The organism is Trabulsiella odontotermitis, assembly GCF_001188485.1.
Classification (GTDB): domain Bacteria; phylum Pseudomonadota; class Gammaproteobacteria; order Enterobacterales; family Enterobacteriaceae; genus Trabulsiella; species Trabulsiella odontotermitis_A.
Window position 1 is genome coordinate 116,734 of the sequence record NZ_JNGH01000083.1, and the last position, 8,498, is coordinate 125,231.

Annotated in this window: 7 protein-coding genes; 4 read left to right on the forward strand and 3 right to left on the reverse strand. The window is 55.9% G+C overall.

Annotated features, from left to right (window positions below; all coding sequences use genetic code 11):
• Positions 1 to 52 precede the first annotated feature (52 nt).
• The 4 genes from GM30_RS10990 to GM30_RS11005 all read left to right on the forward strand — a co-directional run bounded on the left by GM30_RS10990 (position 53) and on the right by GM30_RS11005 (position 3,778).
• Complete coding sequence (locus GM30_RS10990; protein WP_049848652.1) at positions 53 to 1,204, forward strand: lactonase family protein; 1,152 nt, start codon at positions 53 to 55, stop codon at positions 1,202 to 1,204.
• A 49-nt stretch (positions 1,205 to 1,253) separates the two neighbouring features.
• Complete coding sequence (locus GM30_RS10995; protein ID WP_049848653.1) at positions 1,254 to 3,164, forward strand: BglG family transcription antiterminator; 1,911 nt, start codon at positions 1,254 to 1,256, stop codon at positions 3,162 to 3,164.
• Between the two features lie 94 nt (positions 3,165 to 3,258).
• Entirely contained in the window at positions 3,259 to 3,501 is a 243-nt protein-coding gene (locus GM30_RS11000; protein ID WP_049848654.1) for a type II toxin-antitoxin system RelB/DinJ family antitoxin, read from the forward strand.
• Positions 3,491 to 3,778 (forward strand): type II toxin-antitoxin system RelE family toxin, encoded by a 288-nt coding sequence (locus GM30_RS11005; RefSeq protein WP_049848655.1) that lies wholly within the window; start codon positions 3,491 to 3,493, stop codon positions 3,776 to 3,778. The genes GM30_RS11000 and GM30_RS11005 overlap by 11 nt, the downstream gene beginning before the upstream one ends.
• A 4-nt stretch (positions 3,779 to 3,782) precedes the next feature.
• Here the strand turns inward: GM30_RS11005 and nrdG are convergent, their stop codons facing one another.
• From nrdG to treC, 3 genes are all read right to left on the reverse strand, one after another.
• On the reverse strand, positions 3,783 to 4,247 hold the full coding sequence (gene nrdG, locus GM30_RS11010) for an anaerobic ribonucleoside-triphosphate reductase-activating protein (RefSeq protein WP_049848656.1): 465 nt from the start codon (positions 4,245 to 4,247) through the stop codon (positions 3,783 to 3,785).
• Positions 4,247 to 6,349 carry an anaerobic ribonucleoside-triphosphate reductase gene (gene nrdD / locus GM30_RS11015; RefSeq protein WP_049848657.1) on the reverse strand — a complete coding sequence of 701 codons (2,103 nt, stop codon included), beginning with the start codon at positions 6,347 to 6,349 and terminating at the stop codon, positions 4,247 to 4,249. Before nrdD ends, nrdG begins: the two co-directional genes overlap by 1 nt.
• A 409-nt stretch (positions 6,350 to 6,758) precedes the next feature.
• Complete coding sequence (treC, locus tag GM30_RS11020) at positions 6,759 to 8,396, reverse strand: alpha,alpha-phosphotrehalase (protein ID WP_049848658.1); 1,638 nt, start codon at positions 8,394 to 8,396, stop codon at positions 6,759 to 6,761.
• Positions 8,397 to 8,498 lie beyond the last annotated feature (102 nt).

Here is an 8,498-nt window from a genome sequence, read left to right on the forward strand (position 1 = left end):
GAGGGCTGGAGTGAAGGGAAAATAATCTCTGTCGATTCATCAAGGAGTTACTATGCTTACTGCACGTCATCTGCTTGTTGCTTCACTCTCTTTGCTTGCCACCGCCGCCACGGCGCAGACGCAGTTCGCCTGGGTGGGTACCTACAATCCGAACGGTGAAGGGCTGTACCGTTTTTCTGTCGATCCGCAAACGGGCGTTCTCAGCAATAAAACGCTGGTCAGCACGTTGCCTAACGCCGCCCAGCTCACCGTGTCTGCGGATGGCAAAACGTTGTACGCCGCCAGTGAAGTAGAAAAAGGTGTCGTGCAGGCCTGGCGTATAAATGAAAAAGGCGAATTGAGCGAGCTGAATCAGGCCGCGTCCGGTGGTGCCGGACCGGTTTATCTCTCGCTAACGCCGGACGGTAAACATCTTCTGGTGGCGAACTACGTCAGCGGTTCGATTGCCGTGCTGCCGGTGAAAGCCGATGGCAGCTTAGGTGAGGCGAGCGACACCCATCAGGACGACGGCCCGGCCGGTGCGGCAAAACCGGAAGGCGCCGTGGAAGGCAGTTTTGCGATTAGCGACCATAACGGTGCACATGCCCACATGATCGCCGCCGATCCCAGCGGGAAATATGTTTTTTCAACCGATCTGGGGCTGGATCGCGTCTATCAGTATCGCTTTGACGCAGCGAGCGGCAAACTGACGCCGAACAATCCGCCGTTTGTAGCGGCATCGTCTAACGGCGCAGGCCCACGCCACTTCGTCTTTACGCCGAAAGGCGATGGCCTGTGGCTGATTAACGAAGAGGCTTCGACGCTGACTTACTATCATCTGGATACCGCCACCGGCACCCTGCGCGAAGGTAAAACCGTTTCGGCGTTGCCGGACGGCTACAAAGGCACCAGTTTTGCGGCCGGTCTGGTGTTAAGCCAGGACGGAAAACAGCTGTATGTTGCCAACCGTTTGCATAACAGCATTGGTCACTTTACTGTAACGGCCGACGGTACGCTGACACACCAGCAGGATATCTGGACGCGCGGCGACTACCCGCGCACGCTGACGCTCGACGCACAAGGCCGCTGGCTGTATGTGATGAACCAGCGCAGCGACAATATCACCCGCTTCAGCGTGTCGCCGAACGATGGCAAGTTAACCTTTGCAGAGGACTACACGGCGGTGGGCAGCCCATCGCAAATGGTCATATCATCAAAACCCTAAGTGGTAAGACGGGCGTGCGATGCGCCCGTCAATCAGAGAGGAAACTGACGTGCGATTCCCCAACCAACGTTTAGCGCAACTGTTTGATTTGCTGCAAAACGAAACGCTGCCGCAGGACGAACTGGCGCAGCGACTGTCGGTTTCCACCCGTACCGTTCGCGCAGATATTACCGCGCTGAATTCACTGCTGCTGCACTATGGCGCGCAGTTTGTTCTGACGCGCGGCAGTGGTTATCAGCTTAAGATTGATGACCCTTCACGTTACCAGACGCTGGAAGCTTCATCGCCGAAAGCGCTACGCATCCCACGCACCGCCCATGAGCGGGTGAATTACTTATCCGTACGCTTTCTCACCTCGGCCTTTTCCCTCAAGCTGGAAGATTTAGCGGATGAATGGTTTGTCAGCCGCGCCACGCTGCAGGGCGACATGGTCGACGTGCGCGAGCGTTTTCAGCGCTACCAGTTAACGCTGGAAACCCGTCCGCGCCATGGCATGAAGCTGTTTGGCAGCGAAGTCTCTGTTCGCGCTTGCCTGACGGATCTGCTGTGGGAGCTGGCGCAGGCCGACAGCACCAACCCGCTAATCACCGAAGAGGCGCTTAATGCCGGTGTCCCGGAGCGGCTGGAAGCGGTATTGCAGGAGGCGTTCACGCGTCATCATGTACGCCTGACGGCAGAAGGCGAGTGCTTTGTGCGTATTTACTGCGCGGTGGCAGTTCGTCGTATCAGCGAGGGCTACCCGCTGTCGGAATTCAGCGCGGAAGATGTCGCGCAGAACGTGCGTGACGCGGCGCAGGATATTGCCGCATCCCTACAGCTACTGGCAGGAAAAGCGCTGTCGCCAGCGGAAGAGGAGTGGCTGTGCGTACACATCGCCGCCCGGCAGGTGCAAGACGTCGATCCGGAAACCATCAGCGCTGACGATGACGAAGCGCTGGTGAACTACATTCTTCGTTATATCAACACGCAATATAACTACAACCTGTTGAACGACGCGCAGCTGCATGCGGATCTACTCACCCATATCAAAACAATGATCACCCGGGTGCGTTATCAGATCATGATCCCCAACCCGCTGCTCGACAACATCAAACAGCACTACCCGATGGCGTGGGACATGACGCTGGCGGCGGTCTCCAGTTGGGGAAAATACACGCCGTACGTGATCAGCGAAAACGAGATCGGTTTCCTGGTGCTACACATCGGCGTCGGGCTTGAGCGTCACTACAATATTGGTTACCAGCGCCAGCCGCGCGTGCTGCTGGTTTGCGACGCCAGCAACGCGATGGTTCGCATGATAGAAGCCGTGCTGCTGCGCAAATACCCGCAGATTGAAATCACCGACACCCTTTCCCTGCGTGACTATGAAGATCGCGACAGTATCGCCGAAGATTTTGTGATCTCTACCGTTCGCATCAGCGAAAAAGATAAACCGGTGGTGACGATTGCGCCGTTCCCGACCGATTATCAGCTTGAGCAGATCGGCAAGCTGGTGCTGGTGGACAGAACGCGCCCGTGGATGCTGGAAAAGTTCTTCGATGCCGCCCATTTCCGGGTGATCAACACGCCGATGGATCAGCAAACGCTGTTCCGCGAGTTGTGCGACAGCCTGTGTGCAGAGGGCTTTGTCGACGCCGAATTTCTTGCCTCGGTGGTCGAGCGTGAGGCGATCGTCAGCACCATGCTCGGCGAAGGTATTGCGCTACCGCACGCCCTGGGTCTGCTGGCGAAGAAAACGGTGGTCTACACCGTACTGGCACCGCAGGGCATCCGCTGGGGAGACGAAACCGCGCACGCCATTTTCCTGCTGGCGATCAGCAAAAGCGAATATGAAGAGGCGATGGCGATTTACGACATTTTCGTCACCTTCCTGCGCGAGCGCGCCATGCAACGACTCTCGGCCTGTCAAAGCTTTGACGAATTTAAAGCGGTGGCCATGGAGTGCGTCAGCCGGTTCTGAGATAGGGCTAAGTTCTGCGAGCCTCTTTCCAGAAATGAATGTAATGCAGATGTAATGCTATAATGCATTACATTTTCTTTTTTCTGGAGGCATAATGGCCACGCTTAACGTCAGACTTGATGACAAACTTAAGGAAGAGGCATACGCCGTGCTGGATAAACTCAATCTCACCCCAACAGAAGCCGTTCGCTTGCTGTTTCAGTACCTCGCGGAAAACGGACGCATGCCAGTGAAAACAGTGACCGTCAGCGATACCGAGGATGCGTTGCTGCGGACTGTGCGTGAACGGCTGGCAAATCCACAACAGGGCATTAAGGTCAGGCTGGATGAGCTATGAACTGGAATTCGATCCCCGAGCGATGAAAGAATGGCTGAAGCTTGGCAGCACTGTCCGCTCTCAATTCAAAAAGAAACTGGCCGGGGTACTAGAGAATCCGCGTGTGGAATCGGCCAGGCTGCATGATTTTCCGGACTGCTACAAAATAAAATTAAAAACAGCAGGATACAGACTGGTTTATCAGGTCAGGGAAGAGATTGTGGTGGTGATGGTAATTGCGGTGGGCAAACGAGAAAAATCAGCCGTCTACGCAAGTGCGGATAAACGGCTGGATTAAAAAACTACCGCAGGTGATGTACGACCTGGTTACTGCTGCCGCGCCAGATCAGCGCCGGGTCTTTTAAGTCCTGCACGAATTTACCGTCAACTAATACGTTGATCAGGTTGACCACCGCCATTTGCGCGTCGGTCAGTTCGTCCAGCTTATAACCGGTCCATACCCAGATGTCTTTGCCCGGGCATTCGGCGCGCACGCGCTGAACCAGTTTCAGAATGTCCGGCACGTTCTGTGGGTGCAGCGGATCGCCGCCGGACAGCGACACGCCCTGGCGATGGATGCGGGTGTCGTTCAGGTCGTTGATGATCTTGTCTTCCATCTCCTGGGTAAACGGGTGCCCGGAGTTCAGCCGCCAGGTGCTTTTGTTGTAGCACCCGGGGCATTCATGGACACACCCTGAAACAAACAGGGTGCATCGCGTACCAGGCCCGTTCACGATGTCGACGGGATAGTATTGGTGGTAATGCATTACCCGATCTGCCCGTTACCTAAATGCTTAACGCGGCGTTTCACCTCTTCCTGTTTGCCGGCGTTGAACGGGCGGGCATCCGGGCTGCCGAGGTAACCGCAAACGCGGCGGGTGACCGACACGCGAGAGGCGTCGTGGTTGCCGCATTTCGGGCAGGTAAAGCCCTTGCTGGTACACTCGAATTCACCGGTAAAACCGCACTCGTAGCACTCATCAATCGGCGTGTTGGTGCCGTAGTACGGCACGTGCTGATAGCTGTAATCCCAGACGTCTTCCAGCGCTTTCAGGTTGTGCTGGATGTTCGGGTATTCGCCGTAGCAAATGAAACCCCCGCTCGCCAGTGGCGGATACGGCGCTTCAAAGTCGATCTTGTCGTACGGGTTCACCTTTTTCTCCACGTCGAGGTGGAAGCTGTTGGTGTAGTAGCCTTTGTCCGTCACGCCTTCGACAATGCCAAATTCGGCGGTGTCCAGGCGGCAGAAGCGGTCGCACAGGTTTTCGCTCGGCGTGCTGTAGAGACTGAAGCCGTAGCCGGTCTCGTCCTTCCACTGGTTTACCGCGTCGCGCAGACGCTGAACAATGGCCACGCCTTTTTCACGCAGGGCTTCGCTGTCGTAAATATGCTGATTGCCAGACAGCGCATTAATGGTTTCATGGATACCGATATAGCCCAGCGAAATCGACGCACGACCGTTTTTGAAGATGCCGGAAATATCGTCGTCCGCTTTCAGACGCACGCCGCAGGCGCCTTCCATATACAGAATCGGTGCCACGCGAGCTTTCACCCCTTCGAGGCGGGCGATACGCGTCATCAGCGCTTTACGCGCCAGTTGCAGACGATCGTCGAGCAGTTTCCAGAACGTGGCTTCGTTGCCTTTCGCTTCCAGCGCGATACGCGGCAGGTTTAGGCTGATCACGCCGAGGTTGTTACGGCCATCATGAACCTGTTCGCCATTCTCATCTTCATACACGCCGAGGAAACTGCGGCAGCCCATCGGGGTTTTGAACGAGCCGGTGACTTTCACCACCTGGTCATAGTTGAGAATATCCGGGTACATGCGCTTGCTGGCACATTCCAGCGCCAGCTGCTTGATATCGTAATTCGGATCGCCAAACTTGTGATTCAGGCCGTCACGGATCGCAAACACCAGTTTCGGGAACACTGCCGTTTTACGGTTTTTACCGAGACCGGCAATGCGGTTACGCAGAATCGACTGCTGGATCATGCGTGATTCCCAGCTGGTGCCAAGACCAAATCCAAAGGTGACGAACGGCGTCTGGCCGTTGGCGGTGTGCAGCGTGTTGACTTCATATTCCAGCGACTGGAACGCGTCGTAGCACTCTTTCTCAGTACGCGCGTGAGCGTAGCCGTCGGCATCGGGGATCTGCCACTCTTCGGCGACCTTGCGATGCTTTTTGAAACTGGCGGCAACGAATGGCGCCAACACTTCATCAATACGGTTAATGGTAGTGCCGCCATAAATATGGCTCCCCCCCCNGATCGATTTAGGCGGTTCGATTTCCGCGTTCCCCATTTTAAAGCCCTGCGTCAGCATGCCTTTCAGATCGATCAGCATACAGTTGAACATCGGGAAGAAAGGGGAATAGTCGAGATCGTGGTAGTGAATGTCACCACGCTCGTGCGCCTGCACCACGTCGCGCGGCAGCAGGTGCTGACGGGCATAGTGTTTGGCGACAATACCGGCCAGCAGATCGCGCTGCGTCGGGATCACTTTACTGTCTTTGTTGGCGTTTTCGTTCAGCAGCGCGGAGTTGGTCTGCTCGACCAGCCCACGGATTTCCTGATTCAGACGACCGCGCTTCTCACGCTGGATGTCGCGATCGTGTCGGTATTCAATATACGCGCGCGCCAGTTGCTTGTGCGGGCCGGACATCAGCTGGTTTTCGACGGCGGTCTGGATTTCACTGATATCGACCTGGGCGCGGCCCTGCATTTGTTGGCTAACTACTGCTGCGACGGTGGCGCAGTAATCTGCGTCATCGACTCCCGCTGCTTTTGCCGCACGCAGAATAGCTTCCTGAATGCGTTCTGATTTGAAAGGCACTTTACAGCCATCTCGTTTCATCACATGCGGTGTCATGATCACTCCATATATAAGAACAGGTTATCCACAAGAGGCGGAACGATGGCTAAAGGCGTTATTCATAGTGCAACCAGGCACTTCCTTCAGCCATGACCCGTTTTATCCACACCCCATCACCGCCATAACCCGATGGGATCTGATGACATAATAGACGATAAATACTATATGTTGGGTCGGAGTGCATTCTAAATTCTATATATAGTGATTTGCATCAAACAAGTTTGCAGTTTTATTGATTCAGAACAAAGTAAAAAGCGCGCGGCGCGGCTGGCGGGCATCAGCGGGGAATGTAAATATGCATATGAATTTTCTGAGTAAAAATTCAACAAAAACACGGACTCACGTCACTTAACGGCAATCGGCAAGGAAGAAACACAATGGCGTTTCTACCTTGCCTGGATCAGGATTATTGCAGCCACCAGATCGCTTCATAGGGACGAAGCGTCATGTCGCCAGGCTTTCGCGCGGTTTCGGCATAGTTGCTGATGACGGTTTGCCATGCGCCAGCGGTTTCCGGCGGCGACCATGCCTCCATGCGATTGCTCAGATTAGCGACGACCAGTAGCGTCTGCCCCTGCCACTGACGGCGATAACACCACAGCGACGGGTGATCCGGCAGCAGATCCTCGTAATCGCCCCAGGTCAGCACCGGTTCGCGCTTGCGCAGGGCGATCAGTTTTCGATAGGTGTAAAACACTGAATCCGGATCGCGCAGCGCGGCATCGACGTTGATCTCACGATAGTTATCGCAAAGATCTATCCACGGCTCACCGGTGGTGAAGCCGCCATGTGGCTGCGCGCTCCACTGCATCGGCGTACGGCCATTGTCGCGGGATTTACTGGCGAGGATCGCCAGCAGTTCGTCACCGCTACGCCCCTGCGCGCCCAGTTCGGCGTACATGTTGTGGCTTTCCACGTCGCGGTAATCGGTTATCTGGCGGAAATGCGGATTGGTCATGCCGATCTCTTCCCCCTGATAAATGTACGGTGTGCCCTGCATGCCATGCAGCACCATCGCCAGCATTTTTGCCGAGGTGTCGCGCAGCGCGCCTTCGTCGCCAAAGCGCGAAACGATGCGCGGTTGGTCGTGGTTACACCAGAAAAGCGCGTTCCAGGCGACGTTGTGCATGCCCTGCTGCCAGTGGCGGAACAGCGCTTTCAGGGCCACGTAATCCGGTTTCGCCAGCGTCCATTTTTCGCCGTCAGGGTAATCGACCTTCAGATGGTGAAAGTTGAAGGTCATCGACAGCTCGCGCCCGTCAAGGGCCGCATACTGCTGGCAATGTTCAAGCGTCGTGGAGGACATTTCGCCCACGGTCATCAGGTAACCCGGCGTGAAAACGTCGCGGCTCAGCTCCTGCAAAAACTCATGCGCGCGCGGGCCGTCGGTGTAGAAACGGCGACCGTCGCCACAGTCATCGTCCGGGAACGCCTGGTCTTTGGAGATAAGGTTAACGACGTCGAGTCGCAGACCATCCACGCCGCGGTCGGCCCAGAATTCGCACACCTTTTTCAGCTCCGCACGAACCGCCGGGTTTTCCCAGTTGAGATCCGCCTGTTCCGGCGCAAACAGATGCAGAAAATACTGTTTGCTCTCCGGGTGCCATTGCCAGGCGTTGCCACCAAATTTCGACCGCCAGTTGTTGGGCTCATCGCGCCAGATATAGAACTCGCGGTAAGGACTGTCCGGGTTCAGCGATTCGCGAAACCACGGGTGCTGTGTGGAGGTGTGGTTAAACACCATGTCGAGCACGATGCGAATGTTGCGCGATTTTGCCTGCGCCACCAGTTCGTCAAAGTCGTCCAGCGTGCCGTAGGTGGGGTCGATAGCGGTGTAGTTCGCCACATCGTAACCGTTATCCACCTGCGGCGAGACGTAGAACGGCGTCAGCCAGATGGCGTCAACGCCGAGCGTTTGCAGATAGTCGAGACGGGCGGTGACGCCGCGCAAATCGCCGGTGCCGCTGCCGGTTGTGTCCTGAAAGCTCTTCGGGTAAATCTGGTAGATGACGCCGTTTTGCCACCAGTGAGGAAGGGTATTCATAATGCGTTCCTGCTAAAAAAGGGGGCGCCCCGCGCCCCAACATCATTACACAATTTGCAGCGAGCCCTGACGGAACTTGCGCTGATAAACCACTGACGTAAG

What these genes read in the sequence shown, in the direction of transcription:
- nrdG (WP_049848656.1), bottom strand. Translation starts at nt 4,247, where the DNA reads ATGCATTACCACCAATACTATCCCGTCGACATCGTGAACGGGCCTGGT.
- GM30_RS11005 (WP_049848655.1), top strand. Translation starts at nt 3,491, where the DNA reads ATGAGCTATGAACTGGAATTCGATCCCCGAGCGATGAAAGAATGGCTG.
- treC (WP_049848658.1), bottom strand. Translation starts at nt 8,396, where the DNA reads ATGAATACCCTTCCTCACTGGTGGCAAAACGGCGTCATCTACCAGATT.
- GM30_RS11000 (WP_049848654.1), top strand. Translation starts at nt 3,259, where the DNA reads ATGGCCACGCTTAACGTCAGACTTGATGACAAACTTAAGGAAGAGGCA.
- GM30_RS10990 (WP_049848652.1), top strand. Translation starts at nt 53, where the DNA reads ATGCTTACTGCACGTCATCTGCTTGTTGCTTCACTCTCTTTGCTTGCC.